The organism is Roseateles saccharophilus, from assembly GCF_031458095.1.
Taxonomy (GTDB): domain Bacteria; phylum Pseudomonadota; class Gammaproteobacteria; order Burkholderiales; family Burkholderiaceae_C; genus Pelomonas; species Pelomonas saccharophila_A.
In genome coordinates, this window is record NZ_JAVDXU010000002.1 from 802,228 (window position 1) to 822,925 (window position 20,698).

A 20,698-nucleotide genomic window follows, 5' to 3' on the forward strand; every position below is an offset into this window, starting at 1 on the left:
CACGGAAGGTTTCTTCTCGCCGGGGCCGCGAGGACCCACGGTTCATCCTCAATAGGTAGCTCGTCGTCCTAGGGGGAACGGCGCCGCATCGATTGCACCCCCTGAAGCGCAAGCGTAGAAGGTCCATGGGCCCGGATGTGCCGGGCAGTCTCAAGGAGTGGCTCCATGAATTTCCGGCATCTCCTGGTGGGCCTGACGGTCCTCGGCTGCGCCTGCGTGGCATCTGCGGGCACGACGATCGCCAGGGCTTCGGCCAGTGCGCTGGGCAAGGCGACCGACCCGGTCTACAGCCAGTTCAACAGCGACCAGTTCAGCGCTTCCTCGTCGGCCAGCGGCAATGGCGCCGGCGCCACCGCCGATGCCGCGGTGCAGCTGGGCATCATCAAGCTCTACGCCTCCAGCTTCGGCGCAGCCGGCAACAGCATCGGCAGCTCCCATGCCGAGGGCACCTACAGCGAGGACATCACCATCAGCTCCGCCGGGTTGAACGGTACCCAGGCCAAGGTCACGATGGGGGTCACGCTGCAGGGCATGATCGATCCGACCGGTGGCGGCTACGGTTCCGCGGACTTCTATCTCAGCATCGGCAGCAAGTCCGGTGGCTTCCTCGGCAGCTGGTCGGCCAACTCCAACCCGAACTTTCCCGGCGGCTTCCCGGTGGACAACGTCAACGCCGTCGCCGGCGGCCCGCTGTACTACTCCGGCATCCACGAGTACACGACCACCATCACCCTCGGCTCGGCCTTCACCATCCTTGAGAGGCTGACCCTGCACACCAGCAAGATCGACTGCAGCGGCACCGAGCTGCAGTGCAGCTTCAGCGCGGCCGGCTCGGCCACGGCCGACTTCGGTCACTCGTCCTACTGGAACGGCATCTCGGCGATCTCCGTGCTCGACCCCAACACCGGCCTGTATGTGCCGGCGGACCTGTCGCTGTTCACCATCGCGTCGCCCTCGGGGCTGAACTGGGCCCAGTCCTTCGCGCCGGTGCCGGAACCCTCCACGCTGTGGCTGATGTCCCTGGGTGGCGTGCTGCTGCTTACGGCCGCTTCTCGCCGCGGGCGCTGATCGAGCCCATGCCCGACACCGAGCGCTGCACCGAGGGGTTGCCGAAGTAGTCCACCGAGCCGATGCCGGAGATATGGGCCGCCAGGTCGTCCGTGACCCACAGCACCACATTGCCCAGGCCGCTGACATTGACGCGGGCGCGCTGGGCCTGCATGCGATCGGCAATGACCTTGCCCTTGCCGGAGATCTGCAGGGCCAGGTCGTCGACGCGGCCGCCGAGCTGGCCGTCGCCGGCGCCGGAGATGGTGAAGACGAGCTGCTTGGCCTGCAGCTGGTCCAGCCTCACATTGCCGGCGCCGCTGATGCTGAGCTTGAGCTGGTCGGCCCGCAGCGGCCCGGGCGCCTGCACGTCGCTGGCGCCGGAGACGGACAGCTGGCGCAGCTCGCGCATCTCCACCTGCACGAAGAGCTTGCCGCTGCGCCAGATCTTCCAGCCGCCGCTCGGGCGGATGATGAGCTGGCGGTCGGCCAGCTCGACCTCGACGCCCTTTTGCACCTCGTCGTCGCCGGCGATGAAGGCCTGGTCGCGGTCGCCCTGCACGACGATGACGCGGGCGGCACCGGCCAGCTCCAGCCGGTCGAAGGCGCCCGGCGCGTAGATCCTGCCGGCCTCGGCCGGCGGCATCGGCGGCACGGGGCGGGCCATGGGCGGCGGATGCGGCATGGGCCGCGGCATGGGTTGGGATTGCGGCGCCGGGCTGGCCGGCGGCGCAGGGGATGCGGGTGGAGCGGGCGGCGCCGTCTGGGCCTGGGCCAGGCCGGCGGCGACCAGCAGCGTCAGCAACAGGGTTTTCACAGCGACTGCTCCCTCAACATCTTGGACACCTCACGGTTGGCCGTGATGCGCGTGCCGTCACGCAGCTGCACGACGAGCTGCGAGTTCTCGTCCGGTGTCATGCTCTCGACGTAATCCAGATTGACGATGCAGCCGCGCTGCACGCGCAGGAAGCGGGCCGGGTCCAGCCGCGTCTCGAAATCGGCGATGGGCAGGCGCACCAGGAAGCTGCGGCCCTTGCTGGTGATGGCGGTGTATTTGTTGTCGGAGCGCAGGCACTCGATGGCGTCCACCTGCAGCGGGAAGATCTTGCCCTGGTCGCGCACCAGCAGGCGGGTCAGCGGCGCGTCGGCCGGTGCGCCCAGGGCCTGGGCCACATCGGCCGGGCTGGGCACGGCGTCGCGCAGTACATGGGCAATGGCCTCGTCGAAACGCTCGCGCGAGAAGGGCTTGAGCAGATAGTCCACCGCATGCAGCTCGAAGGCCGTCAGCGCATGCTGGTCATAGGCCGTCGTGAAGATGATGCGCGGCTGGTGGGCCTCGCCCTGCAGGGCCTGCACCACCTGCAGACCCGTCAGGCCGGGCATCTGGATGTCGGTCAGCACGAGCGCCGGCTTGAGCGCGCGGATCTGGGCCAGCGCCTCGTCGCCGTCTTCACAGACAGCCACCAGCTGCAGGCCGGGCGTGGCCTTGACCCAGTCGGCCAGGGCCTCGGCGGCCAGGTGTTCGTCTTCGGCGATCAGGACGGTGGTGGTCGTGCTCATGGTCAGATCTGGGGAATGAAGAGGTCGACGCGAAATCCCGCGCCGGGAGCGGTGTGGATGCGCAGCCGCGCATTGCCTTCGTAGTCCAGGGCGAAGCGCTTCCTCAGCGCCGCCAGGCCCACGCCGCGGCGCTGGCCGGGCTTGGGTTCCAGGGCCTCGGGCTCGCAGCCCGGGCCGTCATCGGCCACGGCCAGGTCCAGGCCGTGGTTGAGGGCATTGCGGCGCGCCGTGATGGTCACCTTGCCGCCACCCTTGCGGTTGGCCACGGCATGCAGGATGGAGTTCTCGACCAGGGGCTGCAGGGTCAGCGGCGGCAGCTCGTCGGCCATCACGCGCTCCTCCAGGTCCCAGTCCACGCGCAGGCGCGGGCCCAGGCGCAGGGCTTCCAGCGCCAGGTAGTCGCGCAGGAAGTCGATCTCGTCGGACAGCATGACGCGGTCCTCGGCGCCGCGCTTGGTGTCCAGCACATAGCGCAGCATGGAGGCGAACTTCAGCAGGGCGGCCTCGGCCTCGGCCGGGTCCTTGCGGGTCAGGGCGATCAGCGAGTTCAGCGTGTTGAACAGGAAATGCGGGTTGAGCTTGCCGCTGATGGCCGACAGCTCGGCCTTGGCCAGGGCGCTTTCGGCCTGGGCCGCATGCACGGCCGCCGAGCGCGCCGCGCGGGACTGCAGCACGGCCGTGAAGGCGGTGGCAATCGCGGCGTAGACCACCAGCCCCCAGACCGAGCGCCACAGGATGCCGGCCAGCAGCACGGCGCCGGCATGGTCGGTGCCGAACAAGGCCGCGTTGACGGCGAACTCGCCGGCCTGCCACAGGGCCGAGAAGGACAGGGCCGCCATCGCATGGGCCAGGCCGGTCGCGGCCGAGCCGGCGTCGGTGCCATGCAGGCGGCGCGCCACCGGCCAGACGGCGATGCCCAGCAGCATGGGCGCCCACAGCATGGTGGTGGCCTGGTAGACGGCCAGCCAGAAGGGGTCCAGGCCACGGTCGAACTCGCTGCCGGCCAGCACGAAGAGGCACCAGGCCAGGGCGCAGGCACCGGCATACGCCAACCAGAGGCGGCGGTTGCTGGGACGGCGGGCTGAGGATTCCATGGCTTCATCTTAGGGAGCCCCGCCGGCCGGGCGGCGGGTGAGGAGACGAAGTGCGGGCCTCAGGGTGCGGGATGCGGTCTACGTGGAGTTGCTGACGGGGCCTGGCGGGGGTGGCCGGCATAATTCATCCCCTTTCCCATCGAATTCAGGCGAGCGTCATGGCCAGCGTCAACAAAGTCATCCTCATCGGCAACGTCGGCAAAGACCCCGAAGTCCGCTACAACCCCAGCGGCGGCGCCTGGGTCACCCTGAGCCTCGCCACCACCCGCAACTGGAAGAACCGCGAGACCGGCGAGCGCCAGGAAGAGACCGAATGGCACCGCGTCGTCTTCAACGACCGCCTGGCCGAGATCGTCGGCGAGTACGTCAAGAAGGGCCGCCCCCTCTATGTGGAAGGCCGCCTGAAGACCCGCAAGTGGCAGGACAAGGAAGGCCGCGACACCTACACGACCGAGATCATCGCCAGCGAAATGCAGCTGCTCGGCGGCCGTGAAGGCGGCGGCGGTGGTGACGAAGGCGGCGGCGGCTACAGCCGTGGTGCTGGCGGCGGCGGCGGTGCCTATGGCCGCGGTGGCGACGACATGGAAGGCGGCGGCGGTGCTCGCCCGGCGGCACGCCCGGCCGCGGCCCAGCGCCCGCCCGCTCCGCGTGCTCCGGCCGCGGCGCCCAAGGCGGCGACGGGGTTTGACGATATGGATGACGATATTCCGTTCTAAATATTTTCCTTCGATGAAAAGAGAAAGGCCCGCGGCTTGGCGCCCCCGGGCCTTTTTGTTTGCCCAACGTTCGCATGGATGCAAATAATCAACACGCCGCTCCATACTTTTTCGAACGACGGTAAATAAACGAGCCTTGTAGAACGCTCTGCGCCAACAACGTGTGGCATAACATTTAATGATGACTCTAACTTCCAACCAAGCCATCAACGCCGCCGCGCTGTACGTTTCTCAGCACAGAAATGGCATTGCGAAGCTATGTCCTACTACGGTAAAGCGTGCTCTCGGTTCGGCTCGAGACATACTTTCAAGACAATTGACGGCGTTGCGAGACATATTGTCTGGCTCCTATGAAGGAAATAAAGAAGGCTTGGCCGAAAATGCATACGCCGTATGCTTGCAGTATTTTACATACACAGAAAGCATTGCGCGAAGCGTATGGGAGGCCGAGTTTCGAAAATTCCCCCCTCAGTCGCTAGTCAAACACCCTCTGTACGCAGCGGCGCTTAAAGGCCCGGAAGCGATGGAAGCTGCGTTGATCGCCTTGGCAGATAAACGAGATTCGGATGCCGCACGCGTTGAAGCGTTTATCGCAAGATTAGTCGTCGGAAAAGCTCTTTTCATAGAAGCGGCACGATCCATTGGCGGGGAGAGTGCCGAGCGAGAAACCATCATTCGAACCATCGTTTTCGGGCCCGAATTCAAACAGGCTGGCATTTCTATATTGAGTTACTTCAGCGAGATTGTTGCCAGAAAATATCCTGATCTAGACGTCGGCGTAAAAATTGAGCAGCAAGGAAGCAAAGTCACGCTGATTATTGAAACGCCAAGTGGCGAAATTGAAAAGATTGAACAGGAACTCGGAAACTACGGATTAGTAGTTACCGGAAAACTACCTGTTTCCGGCTACATACAAAATCCCGTTGAGGCAATGATGCTGACTCAAAAGCTTGAAATGGCTCATATGGAAATTCGCCATACGAAAGAGCTCTTATATACAGAAAGAGCCGGCCATGAAAAGCGCATTCAATCGCTGGAAAGCGAAATTGAATTTATGCGCGCCATATTTGATAAGACCCAATATCAAAATGAACAAACCACACAAGCCATCCGCCAACTAGCAATCGATGCGACCTCGGGGGCGCGTGAAACGCTTGGGCAAATAGTTGAGCTACTTGCGCAGGATGGGCAACACAATCAGCAACTCCTTAACAGCTATGTGACGTCCCTTAGAAAGCAGTCCCCTGGAATAATTTCGCAGCTCAATGAACTATTTGTAAAGGGCTCTATCCAGGGTGCTGCGGGCAACTATCTTTACGCAGCGCTTACGGCCATCCAAAGGCTTGGATAACTAGCCAAGCCCGTAAAGATCATTCGCTATACCCTGAGCATCACACTCGGCATGCGCTTCCCCTAGGGCGCCTTCGCCACCGCCTGCCGATGATCAAAACTCAGTACCCGCGCCAGCCGCCAGCCGCCGGCCTCCCGCTTCCACAGGTGCACGAACTTGGCCTCTTCCGAGCCGGGTTCGCCCTTCTTGGCAAACACATGCCGGCCGATCTGCACGGCGCCATAGCCCTGCATGGGGTAGACCTCCAGGCTGCCCGGCACCAGGGTGCGGGTGACGCCGTTGTCGCGGGGGCAGGACTTCATGACCTTCACGGCCTCGCCAAAACTGGCCCCGGTCTTGTCGTGATAGAACTCGGCGTCCTCGGTGAAAAGGGCCCTGAATTTGGCCGCGTCGCAGGTCGTGAAAGCCGCTTCGAACAGCGCGGCGTCCATGCCGGCGAGTTCGTCATAAAGCGGCCCCGAGCGGGCCGCAGCGTCCTGCGCGAGGCAGGGCAAGGCCAGGGCGGCAGAGAAAAACAGTCCGGCCAGTAGCCGCATCGGAAGAGGGCGCATGGGAGCTCCTTGCAAACGCTGCAATGCCAGCAGTTTGCAAAGCCCGCAAGGTCGAGACGAGCGGCGCGCGACGAACCGCGCAGGCCGGCGGACCAGCCGGAGATCAGCCCGACAGGCCGAGGCGGCTGCGCCGCATGGCCAGGCCGTCCATCACCCGCAGCAGCAGCCAGCCCAGGGCGATGCAGATCCACGCCGCCCACAGCACGTGGCTGAGGAAATGGGCACCGCGCGCCAGCTGGCCCACGCTGGCCAGGCCGGCGCTCAGGGCCAGCAGCCCCCAGGCACGCCGCCCCCAGATCCACGCAAACGGCGCAAACGCGGCCGCGCCGGCCGTGTGGCCGGACGGGAAGCAATGCCCCGGCCCGCCGTCGCGCAGCGTCCAGTCCCAGTGCGACACCCAGGGTGCGCTGCCGCCGAAATCCTGCAGGCTCCACGGGCAGCTGCTGTGGCTCAAGGCCTTCAGGGCGGGCACGACGAGCAGGATCAGCAGGCCGGCCGCCAGGGCCTGGCGGCGCTGGCGGCGCGAAGGGCCGCGCTGCGCCGGCTGGCGGCGCCAGGCGTCCACGGCCAGGCCCAGCCAGGCGACGCCCCACAGCCAGCGCAGGCCGCCATGCAGCAGGTCGCGCGACCAGAAGGCCTCGCGGGCGGCAAAGCCCGTCGCGTCGCCAAAGCAGCGCGCCAGCGCCAGGTCCAGGCCACTGGCATCCCAGGCCAGCACCAGCAGCAGGCCCAGGGTCAGGCCGGCGATAGGACGAAGGAAGTTCTGCGTGGGAGCCTGCATGGCCGTCATTGCAGAGGCGCTCGCTGAAGCGGGCCTGAAGCGGCGCGCCGTGCTACGGTGACTGGCCATGAGGCTGCTGCTGCTTGAAGACGATCCCATCCTGGGCGAGGGCCTGCGCGATTTCCTGGCCGCGGAAGGCCATGTCGTGGACTGGTGCCGCAACCTGGCCAGCGCCCGCGCCACCCTGCTGGGCGAGCCCTTCGACGCCTGGCTGCTGGACTGGCAGCTGCCCGACGGCTCGGGCCGCGCCTGGTTGAGCGAGCTGCGCCGCGCCGGCCAGCAGACGCCCGCCCTGCTGCTGACCGCGCGCGACGCGCTGGCCGACCGCATCGACGGCCTGGACGCCGGCGCCGACGACTACCTCGTCAAGCCCTTCGCGCCCGAAGAGCTGGCGGCCCGGCTGCGCGGCTTGCTGCGCCGCCAGCAAGGGGGCGCCCAGGGCCTGCGGCTGCTGCAGGGCGTGCAGGTCGATTTCGTGGGCCGGCGGGCCTGGTACGACGGCCTGGCCGTCGAGCTGACGGCGCGTGAATGGGCGGTGCTGGAGGCGCTGGGGCTGCGCGCCGGCCGCTGGGTGGCCAAGGACGTGCTGGAGCGCCTGGTGCTGGGCTTCGGCGGCGAGCCGGCGGCCAGCAACGCGCTGGAGGTGCATGTCGCCAACCTGAGGCGCAAGCTCGGGCGCGACAGCATCGAGTCGCGCCGCGGCATGGGCTATCGCGTGCAGGCCGAGGCCGATCATGGCTGAGCCGCAGGCGCCGCTGCCCACCATCGCCCGCCGCCTGTTGTGGGTGACGGGCCTGGGCAGCCTGCTGGTGGCGCTGACGGTCACCGCCGCGGCGGTGCTGACGGTCGACGCCGAGGTGGACGAGCTGCTCGACGACGGCCTGAAGGCCAGCGCCGCCCAACTGGCGCCGCTTCTGCTGCAGTCCGGCGCCGCGCCCCAGCCGTCGGCACACGACGCCGACGACGAGCTGCGCTTCGCCTGGGCCTGGTTCGATGCCGGCGGCCGTCTCGTGCGCGCCAGCCCCGGCGCCACGGTCAGCTGGCAGCCGGTGGCGCCGGGCTTTGCCCATCGCGATCACTGGCGGCTCTATGGCCTGAGCCTGCGCGGCGGCCAGGGCCTGCTGGTGGTGGCCCAGACCCGTGCCGAGCGCAAGGAGGTGCGCGTCGAGGTGGCCAGCTATGCGCTGCTGGCCGCGCTGGCGCTGGCGGCCCTGGGCCTGCCCCTGCTGGCCTGGCGCTCGCAGCGCGAGCTGCGGCCGCTGCAGCGCCTGGCCGAAGGCCTGGCCCGCTTTGACGCCACCCGGGACGAGCCCGGCGCGCTGGCCGCCCAGTTGGGGCCGCCGGCGCGCGCCGAGCTGCAGCCCATCCACGACGCCTTGCGCCAGATCGGCGAACGCCTGGGCGAGCGCCTCGCCCTGGAGCGCGAGTTCACGGCGCAGTCGGCCCATCTGCTGCGCACGCCGCTGGCCGGCATGGACGCGCAGCTGGCCGTGGCCCTCAAGGAGCAGCCCGACCAGCCCCGCCTGCAGCGCGTGCGCGAGGCCAGCCGCCGCCTGCAGCATCTGCTGCTGGCGCTGCTGCGCCTGTTCCGCAGCACGCCGGAGCTGCGCCGCGTGGCGCTGGATGCCCGCACGCTGCTGGCCGGCCTGCCGCTGGGGTCGCTGCAACTGCAGGACGGCCCGCCGTGCCCGCTGGACGCCGATGCCGAGCTGCTGGCGGCGGCGCTGCTCAACCTCGTCGACAACGCCCAGCGCCACGGCGCGACGCGGCTGTGGCTGAGCCAGCCGCTGCCCGGCGGCCTGCTGCTGGTGGACGACGGCACGGGCCTGGGCGAAGCCGAGAAGGCGAACCTGCGCTCACGCCTGGCGTCGGGCTCGACGGAGCAGGGCCTGGGCCTGCGGTTGGCCCAGCTCGTGGCCCGGGCCCATGGCGGCGAGCTGTCGCTGCCGGACTGCGCCCAGGGCTTTGCTGTGCAGTTGCTGCTGGGCCGCTAGCCGCCCCGCGCCGCACTGGGCGCGTGGCCGATCACCCGCTTGAAGGCGCGGCTGAACGAGGCCTCGGACTCATAGCCCAGCCGGTCGGCGGCGGTCGCGATGCGCATGCCGTCCTGGGCGATCCAGCGCCGCGCCTGGAACATCTTGACCTTGGCGACGTACTTGGCCGGGCTCTCGCCCATGGTGCGGGTGAAGGCGTCGGCAAAGCTGGAGCGTGAGGCGCCCATGATGTCGGCCAGGCGCGGCACGCTCCAGTCGCCCTCGGGCTCGGCATGGATGGCGGCGACGACCTTGCCGATCTTGGGACAGCGCACGGCCGCCACCCAGCCGGTCGAGTCGCTGCAGCCGCATTCCACCCAGGCGCGGATGATGCTGGCGGCCAGCGCGTCGGCCAGCCGCGCCAGGATGCCGCAGGCGCCGATGCGGTCCAGGGCCACCTCGCGCTCCATGGCGTCCAGCAGGGCCGGCACGGTGGCGTCCTTGGTGGCGAGGTCGCTGGTCAGCATGACGGGCGGCATCATGGCGATCAGCGGGTGCAGGGGGTCGAGGTTGAAGCGCAGGGCGCCGCAGAACATCACGTCGGCCGGCGGGCCACCGTCCTCCGACCCGGACGCCTGGCGCGGGTCGCCGACAAGATAGATGTTGTCGGCCACCGGCACGCGGGCCAGGGAGTCGATGTCCACCGTCGGCACGTCGGGCGCACTGGCCAGCACATGGAAGCTGCCATGGGGCAGCAGCACGGCATCGCCCGGCTTTAGCCTCACCCAGTCGGTGCCGGCCGTGCGCAGCCAGGCACCGCCGCTGCCGACGAAGTGAAAGCGCGCCGAGCGCTGGGCCGGAAAGGCCACGGCCCAGGGCGAGCGCAGGATGCAGCGGCCGTACTCGACGCCGTCCAGGCGCAGACCCAGCAGGATCTCGGTCAGGGTGTCGGGCTCGCCGGGCGCGGGCCCGACGATCCTGGAGGTTTGGTCAAGCATTTCGGCTCTTCCGGCATGGAAACGCCAGGATGCTAGGCCTAGCATGAGCTTCCGTTCCATCAAGGGGTTATGCCTTGTCCTCCTCCTGCTCCACCTGCCCTGGAGTCGCCGCCGCGCCGGCGCCCGCGGCTGATGCCCACTGGCCCGCCATCGCCTCGCTGACGATGGGCGTCTTCGGCCTCGTCATGGCCGAGTTCCTGCCGGCCAGCCTGCTGACGGCCATCGCCACCGACCTCGGCATCAGCGACGGTGCGGCCGGCCAGGCCGTCACGGCGACCGCCCTGGTGGGTGCCGTCGCGGCCCCCTCACTGCCCCTGCTGACGCGCCGCCTCGACCGCCGCGTCGTCATGCTGGCCCTGAGCGCCCTGCTGGTGCTGTCCAACCTGCTGGCCGCCACGGCCGGCAGCCTGGGCCTGCTGCTGGTGGCGCGGGTGATGCTCGGTGTCGCCCTGGGCGGCTTCTGGTCGATGTCGGCCGCGCTGGCGATGCGGCTGGTGCCCGAGCAGCAGTTCGCGCGGGCCATGTCGCTGATCCTGGCCGGTGTGTCGGTGGCCACCGTCTGCGCGGCACCGGTGGGGGCGTGGATGGGCGATGTCTGGGGCTGGCGCAGCGCCTTCATCGCCGCGGGCGCGGTCAGCCTCGTCACGCTGGCCGTGCAGGCCGCCACGCTGCCGGCCCTGCCGCCGCGCGACAAGCCCAGCCTGCGCGTGCTGGGCGAGCTGCTGCGCCGCCCGCCGGTGCGCGTGGCCCTGCTGGCGGTGCTGCTCGTCATCTCGGGGCATTTCGCCGGCTTCACCTATATCCGGCCGCTGATGGAGCAGGTCACCCATCTGTCCGTCGGCGCCATCTCGGGCGTGCTGCTGGGCTATGGCATCGGCGGCTTCTTCGGCAACCTGGCCGGCGGCTGGCTGGCCGGGCGCAGCGAGCGCCAGGCCATCGTCGCGGGCGGCATGCTGATCGCCGCGCTGGCCGGCCTGCTGCTGGTGGCCGGCAGCTCGCCCATCGTCACGGCCGTGGCGGTCACGCTGTGGGGCTTTGCCTTCGGCGCTTTCCCGGTGGGTTTTCAGACCTGGATCGTCCGCGCCGCGCCCGACCAGGCCGAGGGTGCCGGTGGCCTGCTGGTGGCGGCCTTCCAGATCGCGATCGCCAGCGGCGCCATCGGTGGCGGCCTGCTCGTGGACCGCATCGGCGCGCTGGGCGGCCCGAGCTTCGCGGTTGTCGCGCTGACCTTGGGCACGCTGCTCACGCTGCGCCACGGTCCTCGTGCCGCTACCGGAGGTGCGCAATGAAGCACCGCCTCACCCTCGCCGCCTACCCGCAGGGCCTGCCGGGACCGGAGCATTTCCACCTCGACAGCCAGCCCATTCCGGAGCCGGCCGACGGCCAGGTGCTGCTGCGCACCCTCTATCTGTCGGTCGACCCCTACCAGCGCAATCTGATGGCGCCGGTCGGGCCTGGCTATGCGCCGCCGGTGCCGCTGGGCGGCGTCATGGTGGGCGGCACGGTCAGCCGGGTGGTCGCGTCACGGCATGCCGGCTTCAGGCCAGGCGAGCTGGTGCTGGCCAACGCCGGCTGGCAGGACTACAGCCTCTCGGACGGCAGCGACCTGCTGGCACTGGGTGATGTGAAGCAACCGTCGCACGCGCTGGGCGGCCTGGGCATGCCGGGCTTCACGGCCTATGTCGGCCTGCTGGACATCGGCCAGCCCAAGCCGGGCGAGACCGTCGTCGTCGCGGCCGCCACCGGCGCGGTAGGCAGCGTCGTCGGCCAGCTGGCCAAGCTCAAGGGCGCCCGCGTCGTCGGCATTGCCGGCGGTGCCGACAAATGCCGCCACGCCGTCGAGGTGCTGGGCTTTGATGCCTGCCTGGACCGGCGCGAGCCCGAGCTTGCCAGGCGGCTGGCCGAGGCCTGCCCGCAGGGCATCGACGTCTATTTCGAGAACGTCGGCGGCGACGTCCTGGCCGCGGTGCTGCCGCTGCTGAATCTCAACGCCCGCATGCCGGTCTGCGGCTTCATCTCGCACTACAACGACGCAGCGCCCGTGCCCGGCCCCGACCTGGCCAGCGTGCTCGCCAAGCGCATCCGCGTCCAGGGCTTCATCATCCTCGACCACTACGGCGAGCGCTTCGACGCCTTCCGCCGCGACATGGGCGCCTGGCTGGCCGAGGGCCGCATCACGCTGCGCGAGGACATCGTCGACGGCCTGGAGCAGGCGCCGGCCGCACTGGCCCGGCTGCTGCAGGGCGGCAACTTCGGCAAGACCGTCGTGCGCGTCTCGGAAAGCTAGCCGATCAAGGCTTGGCCGGCGCATCCAGCGCCTTCAGCGCCCGCTCCAGCCCGCCCTTCTTCATCGGGTGCTTCTGCGCCGGCAGCAACTGCTCGATGGCCAGGCGCTGGGCCAGCGTCAGGGCTTCGGCGGCGGGCACCTGGTGGTCGGGCGTCACGCCCTTGCCTTCCCAGTTGCCGCCGTCCACATAGTCCACCGAACGGCCGGTCGGGATGAACACCATCAGCTCGGGGCTGAGGCGAAAGCCGTCGCCCGGGTGGGCGCCGCCGGCCGTCGTCTCGCCAATGACCGTCGCGCGGTGGCGCGCCTTCATGCCATAGGCGAAGTCTTCGGCGGCGGAGAAGGTCTCGTGTTCGGTCAGCACATAGACGGCGCGGCGCTGGCCATAGCGCGGTCCGGCCACCTTGGCCGACGTCCAGTGCTGCTCCAGGCGGTTGCCGGCGCGCCAGCGGATGTCGATCAGGCGCGTGGGCTTGTCGAACAGATAGCTGGCCAGCAGGGCCACTGTCTCGGGGTCACCACCGCCGTTGCGGCGAAGGTCGATGACGAGGGCGTCGGTATTGGCCAGCAGCGTCATTGCGGCAGCGATGACGGGGCCGGCCTGACGCACCGGCGCGAACTGGCGCAGCTCCAACAGGCCGATGTTGCCGCGCAGGCGCTCCACCCGCGTCACACCGTAATTGCCGTAGCGAAAGCTCTCCGCCATCTCGGCGGCCTCGGCCTTGGCACGGCCGGGCATCTCGGGCATGACGTCCACGCGCAGATGCTTGTCCTGCGTCGCCTCGGCGAGCACGGCGCTCAGCTGCCGGGCCAGGGCCGGCGCGTCGCTGGCCTCGGCCGCGGCTGCCTGCAGCTTGGGCTCGATGTCCTTGACGCGCTCCGGAAAGATGTAGCGCTCGCGCAGCTGGCGCGCCAATTCGCGCGCCGCCTGGGTGCGGGCAGCGGCGTCCAGCGGGGGCCCGGGCGGGCCTTCGGGGGCGGGTTGGGCCCAGGCAGTCAGGCAGGCAGCGAGCAGGGCGGCAAGGGCCAGGGTCTTCATGGTTTTTCTTTCTTGGGGCGACGGGACAACGCCGCCGCGGCATCGCGGCGGCGCTGGGGAAAGGAGCGGGCGCGCAGCGCGGCGATGGCTTCGTCCAGCAGGGCGGACAGCGGCGTGGAGAGTTCGGCGTCCAGCCCGCGCGCCGCGCCGCCGGTGGCGGCCCAGATGGCCTGCAGCTTCGGCAGGGCTTCGCGCGCCTTGGCGCTGGGCGCATAGAGGCGCCGCCGCGCGTCGGCCGGGTCGGCCTGCGGCTCGACCCAGTCGCGCGCCAGCATCAGGTTCAGCGTCTGGGTGGCGGCGGGCTGGCTGATGCCCGCCTTGGCGGCGATCTGGCCCACGGTCAGCGGTGATTCATCCAGCAGCGCGCGCAGCACCGGCGTGAAGCGCGGTCGGTAGTCCAGGCCCTCTTCCGTGTAGATGGACTCAAGTTCGCCGTCGAGCAGTTCGAGCAGGGTGCGCAGCTGGGTACCAAGGCCGGGGCGTGTCATGCTGCGCATTTGATAAGCGCTTATATAAATTGCCGAAAGTCATGGTCATCGACGGTTTGCTTGAAATGCAGGCGGCCTTCGGCGGAGAGGCCCGCACGCGATTGACGCCGCCACTTGGCCATCGTTGCAGCCGATCCGATACACGGGAGCGAGCTGCTCGGCGTCGCCCGTCATGCGCGTAGCGCTTGCGTCGTCTAAGTACGTCAGCTGTGTGTGACCGGCCGGCGGTCAACTGCCGATCGAGTCCAGCCGTTGCAAGCCGATTCACGTGGGAGGACGGACGGTGAACGAGGCGCTTGCTGGACTACTACCAACGATCATGCCATCGGCAATTGAATGGGCGCAGCAGTGTGAGCTTCACATCGGACGATTCGGGGATCTATTGAACGAAGCTGGTATTGAACTTGCCCGCCGGGTTGGGGTGAGCAAGGTGGAGCGCGTGCGGATATTGCTGGTGGACGCGATCCCTATCCCCAGTGACCCCGCGCTGCAGCGGGCGATTCGGTTAGAAGAATTCTTGGGACCAGACACGTCGGGGCTGACTCTCGGATACGGCATCTTTATCCGCAGAGGGAAGGCGTCGGCACGGTTGGTTTCGCATGAACTCAGGCACGTTCATCAGTACGAGCAGGCAGGCTCTATTGCTCGGTTCCTACCGTTGTATCTGGAGGACGTCGCGCAGGTGGGCTACTACAACTCTCGCTATGAAGTCGATGCGCGCGCCCATGAGCACTCTCGATAGGTCAGCGGGGGGCGAGGCTGTTGCTGGCGTGATCGCCGTTATGCGAACGACAACATTCTGTCGCGACCTTAGCGGCAGTTCCAACGAGCTTCCCGCACATTGGAACGACAGACCAAGGAGATCCTAGAGATGAGATTGACGGGATTGGCAGCGCTGCACCGCAGCATGCGCGAGCAAGGCATGGGACGCGTGAAGTTCCGCTACCGGTTGAACCACCTGACCTTCGAATGCCTGTTCTTTATCGATACCCAGCCCTTCGAGTTGGTCATGGGCTGCTTGGGGCATAACTTTGCGATCTTCAAGCAAGTGCTGCCTGGCTTCGAGATCAATCCATTTCTCGGGGACCTGTACGGACCGCTTCGAGATGCGCTTTTTCAGGATGCCGGTACGAACATCAGGCTGGATCCGAGTACCTTCTTCGCCGAGTTCAATCGCCACATCCCCGATCGTGCCGCGCCGGATCAGCGGCCAACGCCACGTGACATCGGGCAGTACTACCCTGGCCTCGAGCAAGCCGACCGGCTGTATTTCTGCGGCTGGCTAGACAACACCAAGCAGGGCAATCAAGTCACATCGGCAAACTTGGACAAGACGCACCGGTTGATGGGCCGGCAAGCCCATGACTTCTCCAAACAGCGCAACCAGAGCACTCGCTGGACGAACGATCCCAAAAAGGCGGTGGCTCTTGCGATCCCGGACTAGCAACCATGCTCAGCGGCCATCTCGCCGCGAGGGTTCGGACTTGGGTGAGACAAACATCCGAAAGTTCAGTCTTCAGTGAGAGCCGGGTTCAGGGTCGCGCGATGCGTCGCGGCTACCGCATCGATCTAGCGCTCTTCGAACTTCAGCCTTGGAAGCAACCCGACAGTCGCCGCTGGAAGGCCTCGATGTCGTGCATGGACACGCCGTGCCGGATGGCGATGCCGGACCTTCTCCAGTGTGTGAGGATTGCGTCCCAGTGCTTGGTGCGGGTCACGGCGCTGGCTTCACTAGAGCCAGCCATTGGAGCACTCAGTCCCTCATCAAGCGGCCTTCCTGCCGCGCGTCTTGCTCTTGGCCGCCGCCTGCTTCGCCGGCGCCTTGGCCGGCTTGCCGCCCAGGCTCTGCTTGAGCAACTCGGTCAGGTCGACCACATTGCTGCTGCTCATATCGGGCGCCTCTTCGAAAGGCTCCACCTTGGCCTTCTTGCCCGCCTTGGCCTTGCGCTTGACCAGCGCATGGATGGCCTCGGTGAAGTCGTCCTTGAACTGCTCGGGCTTCCAGGCCGCTGTCATCTGCGCGATGAGCTGCTGGGCCATCTTCAGCTCGGCGGCCTTGACGCTGGCAGCGCCGGCCGCGGGCAGGTCCAGCGCCTTGGGCGAGCGGATCTCCTCGGCCCAGCGCAGCACGCCCAGCATCAGCGCCGGGCCGGCCGGGATCAGCGCGGCCAGATGCTCCTTGTTGTGCAGCACGAAGCGCGCGATGCCGATGACGCCGCTGGCCTGCAGCGCCTCGCGCAGCAGCGCATAGACGCGGTCCGCGCGGCCATCGGGAGCCAGGTAATACGGCTTCTCGATGTAGACGAAGGACACGTCCGCCGCCTTCACGAAGCTCTCGATCTGGATGGTCTGGGTGCGCTTGGGATAGGCCGCCTTGATCTCGTCGTCGGACAGCACGACATAGTCATCGCTGCCCTCCAGCCTGACGCCCTTGACGATGTGCTCCTTGGCAATCTCCTTGCCGGTGCGCTTGTTGACGCGCTTGTAGCCCACCGGGTCCATGCTGCGCTTGTCCAGCCAGTCGAAGTCGATCTCCTGCTCCTGGGTGGCACTGTGCAGGGAGACCGGCACGTGGACGAGGCCGAAGGAGACGGCGCCCTTCCAGATGGCGCGTGGATTGGCGCTGGCACCCGCCATGACCCGCCTCAACGGCCCAGCCGCACATGGGCGGTGGGCAGGGCATAGGTCGCCGAGGCGACCTTGGGCCTGGGCAGCTCATCGGGGCTGGGCGGCGGCGGCACCTCCTTGCGGCAGGCGCTCAGCGCCGCCACGGCGACCAGGGCGGCCACGGTCAAGTGCTGGAATCTGTGGCGGGGCGGCATGGGCAAGGCATCGGACGTGATCACAGCACTTTCGTCGCCCCGCCTTCCGGCTGCAGTCGGCGCTCGGGCCGTTGGGCTGTAGGTCTGCGCCGACCATCGGCCCGCGAATCCGGGATGCCGAAGGTCAGCGCCCTGCCACGGCGCCAGACTGCGCCCGACCTGACACCCGACCCCCGCCATGAAGGCCCTGCTGGCCACCCTCGCCCTCGCCGCCTCCGCCACAGCCAGTCCCTCGCGCTGGACGCCCGAGCGCGTCTCGACCGACCAGTACGAGTCCTCGCCGAGCTTCACCCCCGATGGCCGCACGATGATCTTCATGCGCGCCAACCCGCAGTTCTCGGCCTACCGCCTCATGCAGTCGACTTGCGGCCCACAGGGCTGGGGCGAAGCGGTGCCCCTGCCCATCGCGGCGCCGCCGCCGGCCAGCGAGGCCAACCCCTTCGTCACGGCCGACGGCCGCCAGCTCTGGTTCGTCTCCAACCGGCCCTTCCCCGGCAAGCAGGGCGACGACCTGGACATCTGGGTCGCCGACAGCGATGGCCGCGGCGGCTGGGGCCCGCCACGCCGCTTACCCGAACCCATCAACTCGACGCAGTCCGAACTGCTGCCGCGCCGCCTGCCGACGGCCGCCTCTTCTTCGGCTCCGACCGCCCCGGCGGCCTGGGTGGCAATGATGTCTATGTGGCCACACCCCAGGCCGACGGCGGCTGGCGCGTCGCCAATCCCGGCGCGCCGCTGAACACGCCGCAGAACGACTACGAGGTGGAGATGTCCGGCGATGGCAAGCAGGCCGTCGTCGTGTCCGACCGCGGGGGCCGCTCGCATCTCTACCGCTATGCGCGCCAGGGCGACGGCTGGCGGCCGCTGGGCCGTGTGCCGGCGCGCGACGACGTCTTCCAGGTCGGCCCGCTGCTGTCGCCCAGGGCCGACCGGCTGCTGTTCGCCCAGGCCGACGGCAAGCGCTCGGGCGAGCTCTTCCTCATCGACCTCCAGGCCGGCGCCGATCCCTCCTGGCCACCGGCCTGCCCGGCGAGCAAGCCATGACCCTCACCCGCCGTGCTGCCGCCCTCGGCCTCACCCCACTGACAGGAGCCGCCATGGCCGCCAACAAGACCCGCGCCATCAACGCCGCCGACGCACCCGCGCCATCGGGCGGCTATGCCCAGGCCCTGGAACTGAAGGCGCCGTCGCGCCTGCTCTTCATCAGCGGCCAGATCCCGATCGACCAAGCCGGCGCCGTGCCCAAGAGCTTTGCCGCGCAATGCCGCCTGGTCTGGGCCCACGTCGACGCCCAGCTGAAAGCGGCCGGCATGACGCTGGACCAGCTCGTCAAGGTCACGACCTATCTCGGCGACCGCAAGCACGCGCGGGGCCTGCTACCCCTGCGGCAATGGGTCGCGAAGTGCTGGGCGCCCGCAGCCCGGCACTGACGGTGCTGATCGCCGGCATCTACGACAGCGACTGGCTGCTGGAGATCGAGGCCATCGCGGCCGACTGAGCTGCGCTCAAGCCGGTTGCGGCAGGCTGGCAAACACCGCCAGCAGCGCCTCGTGCAGCGCATCGGGGTCCAGCGGCTTGGTCAGGAAGGCCGCCATGCCCAGGCGCTCGCAGTGGGCGCGCTCCAGCGGCATGGCGCTGGCCGTCAGCGCCAGCACGGGGGCGCTCAGGCCGCCCTCGCGCAGGCGGCGCGTGACCTCGAAGCCGTCCATGTCGGGCAGGTGCAGGTCCATCAGCACGGCATCAAAGGCCGGATAGGCGGCGGCCTCGCGCAGCGCGCTTTCGCCATCGGGTGCGACGCAGACTTCCAGCGCGCCCTGGGCCAGCACGGCCACTGCGATCTCCTGGTTGACCGGGTTGTCCTCGACCAGCAAGACGCGGCGCTCGTGATGACGCAGGCGCAAGCGCTCGGCAGCCGACAGGCGCAGCGGCTGGCCCTCCTCGAAGCTGGCCGGGCGCTGGTCGCGCATCAGCCGGGCTGTGAACCAGAAGCGCGCACCCCGGCCGGGTTCGCTGGCGAGGCCCACTTCACCGCCCATCATTTCGGCGATGCGCCGCGTGATGGCCAGGCCCAGGCCGGTGCCGCCATGGCGGCGCGCCATGGAAGCGTCGCCCTGCTCGAAGGCGCTGAACAGGCGGCCCGCCACCTCGGGCGCGAAGCCCGGGCCGGTATCGCTGACCTCGAAGCGCAGCTTCACCGCGGCGCCGCTCGCGTCAGGAAGCTGCACCACGCTGAGCACCACCTCACCGCGGTCGGTGAACTTGACCGCATTCGCGACGAGATTGAGCACGGCCTGGCGCAGCCGGGTCGGGTCGCCGAGCAGGCGCTCGGGCAAGCCGGCTGCATGCAGCCGCAGGCCCACGCCCTTGGCCTGGGCCTGGGGGCTGAACAGGCCCAGGGACTGCCTCAGCAGCTCGGGCAGTGCCAGCGGCAACTGCTCCAGCTCCATGTGGCCAGCCTCGATCTTGGACAAGTCCAGCACATCGCCGATCAGCGTCATCAGATGGCCGGCGGCGCTCTCGATGGTGGCGATGCGCGCCGCCTGCTCGGTGTCGACGGTCGAGCGCGACAGCAGGCGTGACATGCCGACGATGGCATTCATCGGCGTGCGGATCTCGTGGCTGATATTGGCCAGGAAGGCGGACTTGGCCTCGTTGGCCGCCCGTGCCTCGGCCGTGGCCTGTTCCAGCGCCGCGGTGCGCTCGCGCACGCGCAGCTCCAGCTCGCGGCGGGAGCGCTCCAGCTCGTCGATGGCGGCGCGGCGATCGGTCACGTCCAGATGGATGCCCAGGGCGCGCAGGGCCCGGCCTTCGGCGTCGCGCTCGACGACCTGGCCGGCGTCCAGCACCCAGATCCAATGCCCGTCGCGGTGGCGCAGACGGTGCTCGCAGCGGTAGCTGTCGGTATGGCCGCGCAGATGCGGCAGCAGCGAGGCATCGATGGCCGCCCAGTCGTCGGGATGGACGAGGGCGCGCCAGCTGTCCAGGTGCGGCTCGATCTCCTCGACGCGATAGCCCAACATCTCGGCCCAGCGCTCGTTGACATGGACCTCGCCGCTGGCCACCTGCCAGTCCCACAGGCCCAGAGCGGCGCCGCGCATGGCCAAGGACAACTGCTGCTCGTTGCGCACCAGGCGCTCGGCGGCGTGGCGCTGCTCGGTGACGTCGCGGGCGACGAGATAGCGCGCCCCGCCGTCGCCGGCCAGGCGGCCACGGTTGACGCGAAACAGGCGCGGGCCGGCCGGCGTCTGCCAGGACTCGGCGTCGACGGCCTCGAAGGGGCCATGGAGCATCACATCCGGCAGGCGGCCGACGAGGCTGCTGCCCGGCGGCGGCACCACGGCCAGGCCGGCGACGCGGGCCGCCTCGGCGTTGCAGACCAGGCAATGCCCCTCGGCGTCGTAGACGACGACGGCGACGCCGGCATCGGCCAGCACGGCGTCCAGCATCTGCATGGCCTGGGCCCCGAGGGCCTGGCTGCGGCGCCGCAGCAGGCGGGCCCGGCCGGCGTCGCGCAGGCGGCGCAACCAGCGCGCCGGGCCTGCGGCGGGGAGGGGCAGGGCGCTCACGCGGCGGCTCCGGCCGGCGGGCGTGCCAGCAGCTGGTGCAGGGTGAGCTGGGCCTGCACGCGCGCCAGCAGCACCAGCGGGCGCAGCGGCAGGCTCAAGCAATCGGCGGCGCCCAGGGCCAGGGCCAGCTCCTCATCGCCACCACTCGACACGAAGAGCACGGGAACGGCCCGCGTGGTCGCGTCGTCGCGCAGCCGGCTCAACAAGTCCAGGCCAGGCTGGTCGCCCACCGTCTCGCCCAGCAGGATGAGACCGGGCCTGGGCTCGCCGGCGGCCAGGCGCAGCAGGGCGGCGGCCGAGGCCGCGCTGCGCACGCGGTAGCGGGCCTCGCGCAGCAACGCGGCGGCGCTGTCGGGCACGGTGCCGGCCAGCAGCAGGGGCGCGGCTTCGGAGGGGTCAGAAATGAGCATGGCGCGCATCTTGTT

General features: G+C 69.0%; 24 protein-coding genes. 12 read left to right on the top strand and 12 right to left on the bottom strand.

All coding sequences use genetic code 11. The features are described from left to right. The first annotated feature begins 165 nt into the window (after positions 1 to 165). Positions 166 to 1,068 (top strand): PEP-CTERM sorting domain-containing protein, encoded by a 903-nt coding sequence (locus J2X20_RS16340; RefSeq protein WP_310266688.1) that lies wholly within the window; start codon positions 166 to 168, stop codon positions 1,066 to 1,068. On the opposite strand, the gene J2X20_RS16345 is transcribed toward J2X20_RS16340, so the two are convergent. From J2X20_RS16345 to J2X20_RS16355, 3 genes are read right to left on the bottom strand one after another with little or no spacing between them, the layout of a single operon-like run. Beyond that, positions 1,040 to 1,864, bottom strand: a complete 825-nt coding sequence (locus J2X20_RS16345) for a head GIN domain-containing protein (RefSeq protein WP_310266690.1) — start codon at positions 1,862 to 1,864, stop codon at positions 1,040 to 1,042. The two genes, J2X20_RS16340 and J2X20_RS16345, sit on opposite strands and share 29 nt — an antisense overlap. Further along, positions 1,861 to 2,607, bottom strand: coding sequence for a LytR/AlgR family response regulator transcription factor (locus tag J2X20_RS16350; RefSeq protein ID WP_025564265.1), 747 nt, complete (start codon positions 2,605 to 2,607; stop codon positions 1,861 to 1,863). Before J2X20_RS16350 ends, J2X20_RS16345 begins: the two co-directional genes overlap by 4 nt. Positions 2,608 to 2,609: 2 nt before the next feature. Then, positions 2,610 to 3,701: a sensor histidine kinase gene (locus tag J2X20_RS16355; protein ID WP_310266691.1), complete on the bottom strand. Its 1,092-nt coding sequence runs from the start codon at positions 3,699 to 3,701 to the stop codon at positions 2,610 to 2,612. Between the two features lie 158 nt (positions 3,702 to 3,859). Between J2X20_RS16355 and ssb the strand changes: the two genes are divergently transcribed. Together ssb and J2X20_RS16365 are read left to right on the top strand one after the other, a co-directional pair. Then, positions 3,860 to 4,417 (top strand): single-stranded DNA-binding protein, encoded by a 558-nt coding sequence (gene ssb, locus J2X20_RS16360; RefSeq protein ID WP_310266692.1) that lies wholly within the window; start codon positions 3,860 to 3,862, stop codon positions 4,415 to 4,417. A 181-nt stretch (positions 4,418 to 4,598) separates the two neighbouring features. Next, positions 4,599 to 5,768 (top strand): hypothetical protein, encoded by a 1,170-nt coding sequence (locus J2X20_RS16365; RefSeq protein ID WP_310266693.1) that lies wholly within the window; start codon positions 4,599 to 4,601, stop codon positions 5,766 to 5,768. A 62-nt stretch (positions 5,769 to 5,830) separates the two neighbouring features. Here the strand turns inward: J2X20_RS16365 and J2X20_RS16370 are convergent, their stop codons facing one another. Beyond that, the gene (locus tag J2X20_RS16370; protein WP_310266694.1) at positions 5,831 to 6,319 is read right to left on the bottom strand and encodes a nuclear transport factor 2 family protein; all 489 of its coding nucleotides are present in this window, start codon (positions 6,317 to 6,319) and stop codon (positions 5,831 to 5,833) included. 103 nt (positions 6,320 to 6,422) lie between these two features. Continuing rightward, a complete protein-coding gene (locus tag J2X20_RS16375) occupies positions 6,423 to 7,100 on the bottom strand; it encodes a phosphatase PAP2 family protein (protein ID WP_310266696.1) in 678 nt (225 codons plus the stop codon). 67 nt (positions 7,101 to 7,167) lie between these two features. On the opposite strand from J2X20_RS16375, the gene J2X20_RS16380 reads away from it, so the two are divergent. Both J2X20_RS16380 and J2X20_RS16385 read left to right on the top strand, forming a co-directional pair. Beyond that, entirely contained in the window at positions 7,168 to 7,842 is a 675-nt protein-coding gene (locus J2X20_RS16380) for a response regulator (RefSeq protein WP_310266698.1), read from the top strand. After that, the gene (locus J2X20_RS16385; protein ID WP_310266700.1) at positions 7,835 to 9,094 is read left to right on the top strand and encodes an ATP-binding protein; all 1,260 of its coding nucleotides are present in this window, start codon (positions 7,835 to 7,837) and stop codon (positions 9,092 to 9,094) included. Before J2X20_RS16380 ends, J2X20_RS16385 begins: the two co-directional genes overlap by 8 nt. Here J2X20_RS16385 and J2X20_RS16390 read toward each other — a convergent pair. Next, the gene (locus J2X20_RS16390) at positions 9,091 to 10,071 is read right to left on the bottom strand and encodes an AraC family transcriptional regulator (RefSeq protein ID WP_310266703.1); all 981 of its coding nucleotides are present in this window, start codon (positions 10,069 to 10,071) and stop codon (positions 9,091 to 9,093) included. The two genes, J2X20_RS16385 and J2X20_RS16390, sit on opposite strands and share 4 nt — an antisense overlap. Positions 10,072 to 10,145: 74 nt before the next feature. On the opposite strand from J2X20_RS16390, the gene J2X20_RS16395 reads away from it, so the two are divergent. Continuing rightward, positions 10,146 to 11,360 carry an MFS transporter gene (locus J2X20_RS16395; RefSeq protein ID WP_310266705.1) on the top strand — a complete coding sequence of 405 codons (1,215 nt, stop codon included), beginning with the start codon at positions 10,146 to 10,148 and terminating at the stop codon, positions 11,358 to 11,360. After that, a complete protein-coding gene (locus tag J2X20_RS16400; protein WP_310266707.1) occupies positions 11,357 to 12,358 on the top strand; it encodes an NADP-dependent oxidoreductase in 1,002 nt (333 codons plus the stop codon). Before J2X20_RS16395 ends, J2X20_RS16400 begins: the two co-directional genes overlap by 4 nt. 4 nt (positions 12,359 to 12,362) lie before the next feature. Here the strand turns inward: J2X20_RS16400 and J2X20_RS16405 are convergent, their stop codons facing one another. Together J2X20_RS16405 and J2X20_RS16410 are read right to left on the bottom strand one after the other, a co-directional pair. Next, positions 12,363 to 13,397, bottom strand: a complete 1,035-nt coding sequence (locus J2X20_RS16405) for a S41 family peptidase (protein WP_310266708.1) — start codon at positions 13,395 to 13,397, stop codon at positions 12,363 to 12,365. After that, on the bottom strand, positions 13,394 to 13,885 hold the full coding sequence (locus J2X20_RS16410; RefSeq protein ID WP_310266710.1) for a MarR family winged helix-turn-helix transcriptional regulator: 492 nt from the start codon (positions 13,883 to 13,885) through the stop codon (positions 13,394 to 13,396). Before J2X20_RS16410 ends, J2X20_RS16405 begins: the two co-directional genes overlap by 4 nt. A 283-nt stretch (positions 13,886 to 14,168) precedes the next feature. Between J2X20_RS16410 and J2X20_RS16415 the strand changes: the two genes are divergently transcribed. Both J2X20_RS16415 and J2X20_RS16420 read left to right on the top strand, forming a co-directional pair. Beyond that, positions 14,169 to 14,627 (top strand): hypothetical protein, encoded by a 459-nt coding sequence (locus J2X20_RS16415; protein ID WP_310266713.1) that lies wholly within the window; start codon positions 14,169 to 14,171, stop codon positions 14,625 to 14,627. Between the two features lie 129 nt (positions 14,628 to 14,756). Further along, positions 14,757 to 15,329, top strand: a complete 573-nt coding sequence (locus J2X20_RS16420) for a DUF6037 family protein (RefSeq protein ID WP_310266715.1) — start codon at positions 14,757 to 14,759, stop codon at positions 15,327 to 15,329. Between the two features lie 320 nt (positions 15,330 to 15,649). Here the strand turns inward: J2X20_RS16420 and ku are convergent, their stop codons facing one another. Both ku and J2X20_RS16430 read right to left on the bottom strand, forming a co-directional pair. Further along, the gene (ku, locus tag J2X20_RS16425) at positions 15,650 to 16,522 is read right to left on the bottom strand and encodes a non-homologous end joining protein Ku (protein ID WP_310266717.1); all 873 of its coding nucleotides are present in this window, start codon (positions 16,520 to 16,522) and stop codon (positions 15,650 to 15,652) included. 8 nt (positions 16,523 to 16,530) lie between these two features. Further along, positions 16,531 to 16,707 (bottom strand): hypothetical protein, encoded by a 177-nt coding sequence (locus tag J2X20_RS16430; protein WP_310266719.1) that lies wholly within the window; start codon positions 16,705 to 16,707, stop codon positions 16,531 to 16,533. Positions 16,708 to 16,885: 178 nt separating this feature from the next. On the opposite strand from J2X20_RS16430, the gene J2X20_RS16435 reads away from it, so the two are divergent. The 3 genes from J2X20_RS16435 to J2X20_RS16445 are packed head-to-tail and all read left to right on the top strand — an operon-like array spanning position 16,886 to position 18,137. Further along, a complete protein-coding gene (locus J2X20_RS16435; protein ID WP_310266721.1) occupies positions 16,886 to 17,446 on the top strand; it encodes a TolB-like translocation protein in 561 nt (186 codons plus the stop codon). After that, entirely contained in the window at positions 17,389 to 17,751 is a 363-nt protein-coding gene (locus J2X20_RS16440; protein ID WP_310266723.1) for a TolB family protein, read from the top strand. The genes J2X20_RS16435 and J2X20_RS16440 overlap by 58 nt, the downstream gene beginning before the upstream one ends. Further along, the gene (locus tag J2X20_RS16445) at positions 17,748 to 18,137 is read left to right on the top strand and encodes a RidA family protein (RefSeq protein WP_310266725.1); all 390 of its coding nucleotides are present in this window, start codon (positions 17,748 to 17,750) and stop codon (positions 18,135 to 18,137) included. The genes J2X20_RS16440 and J2X20_RS16445 overlap by 4 nt, the downstream gene beginning before the upstream one ends. Positions 18,138 to 18,212: 75 nt before the next feature. Here J2X20_RS16445 and J2X20_RS16450 read toward each other — a convergent pair whose 3' ends face one another. Beyond that, entirely contained in the window at positions 18,213 to 20,273 is a 2,061-nt protein-coding gene (locus tag J2X20_RS16450) for a PAS domain-containing hybrid sensor histidine kinase/response regulator (protein ID WP_310266727.1), read from the bottom strand. Next, a complete protein-coding gene (locus J2X20_RS16455) occupies positions 20,270 to 20,683 on the bottom strand; it encodes a response regulator (RefSeq protein ID WP_310266729.1) in 414 nt (137 codons plus the stop codon). The genes J2X20_RS16450 and J2X20_RS16455 overlap by 4 nt, the downstream gene beginning before the upstream one ends. Positions 20,684 to 20,698 lie beyond the last annotated feature (15 nt).